The sequence below is a fragment of the Lacticaseibacillus salsurae genome (genome assembly GCF_045862175.1).
Classification (GTDB): Bacteria; Bacillota; Bacilli; order Lactobacillales; family Lactobacillaceae; genus Lacticaseibacillus; species Lacticaseibacillus salsurae.
This window is the reverse complement of the sequence record NZ_BAAFZI010000136.1, coordinates 1-1,428: the sequence shown is the minus strand read 5'-3', so window position 1 is coordinate 1,428 and position 1,428 is coordinate 1. Positions and strand designations below refer to the sequence as shown.

Here is a 1,428-nt window from a genome sequence, read left to right as displayed (position 1 = left end):
TCGTCAACCACTCCCAGCTAAAGCTGGGAGCTTGTGAGAGCCGCGCCTGATGGCGTGACGACCACAATTTGCTTAGATACGGCACCGCCCACTCGATGGTTAATCATCAAGCGGGTCTTATACGCTAATTACCAAAGCCTTTTACGTCCGCAGGTTGCCAGACGGACGGTCATCGTTTAGTTACTGGCCAATCCTTTTGCCAAAATGTTTTTGGCCGCGTTATGATCGCGAACATGGTACGTACTGCACTTGGGGCAAGTCCATTTTCGGTCAGCAAGGGTTAATTTGGCGGTATTGTCTGTGCCCATAACAAAACCGCAGTCAGAACAGGTTTGCGTCGTGTTCCTAGGATTGACGCTCACAAACTTACGACCATATAGGTCGGCCTTGTACGCCAGCATGCCTAGCAGCGTGCGCCAGCCAACGTCGGAGATGCTCATTGCCAGTGCATGGTTTTGCAACATATTCTTACTACGCAGTTCCTCTGCGACAACCAGATCGTGGTTCTTGATAAGTGCTGTCGAAACGAAATGCAGGAAGTTTCTGCGGCGGTTTGCCACCTTGCGTTGAATGTTGGCCACTACTGTCCGTTGCTTTTGATAGTTTTGAGCCTCATGCAATGGGCGATGTTCTTTCTTGGCTCGCAGTTGACGCCGAGATAATTTGCGCTGAGCTTTCGCCAGTTGATTCTTGATTGACCGGTAGTAACGTGGGTTGGCGACCACGTTGCCATCTGAGTCAGTCATGAAATTGTCAGTGTTCAAATCAATGCCAACAGGTGCCGGTCGGGCAACAACGTTATCTACAAATGGCTGTTCAGACCCCAATTGCATCGAAACATAATAGCGCCCGGTGGCATCCATTGAGATGGTTGTCGTACCAATGCGGATCAGTGCAGACTGATTAACCAGTTTGTCAGGCATACCTTTGAAGCGCACTCGCCCAAGCTTGGGCAGTTGTAGATAGTGGCGATCAAGCAAACGCACAGAACCGTTCATCATGTTAGGATTAGCAGTTTTACTAATGTACAAACAAGAAGTTTGATACCTCTGTTCGATGCCCTTCTTGTGGAAAACCGGTGTGCCAGCTCGGTGAACCTTGCGAAACAGGTTCCAAGCGGCGTGATAGTTCTTGATTGCGTTAGCTTTCATCAAACTGTCCAAGTCTGGATTATTAAGCCACCCGTGAATGTTTGAAATCCCGGTAGCTGGCGATTTTAAGCGCGCCTCTAGGGTACTGATGCGTTGCTGGATTAACAATATCGGCGTTTTGACTTGACGCAGCCAAAACAACTCGCGGTTCATCCCGTTCATCTCGTTATAAACAAACCGGCTGGCGTCACTGTTGAGCTTGATGAGCCGTTTTTGCTCGTTAGACGGGAAAATGCGGACCTTCACCCCGTAGTGGTAAGGCAACTGAGCCATTGTC

At 49.4% G+C, this 1,428-nt stretch carries 1 protein-coding gene; it reads right to left on the bottom strand.

The window, feature by feature from the left end; translation table 11 throughout:
- Nucleotides 1-176: 176 nt before the first annotated feature.
- A partial coding sequence (locus tag ACKTSG_RS14240; protein WP_407895685.1) for an RNA-guided endonuclease InsQ/TnpB family protein occupies nucleotides 177-1,428 on the bottom strand: 1,252 nt, incomplete at its 5' end.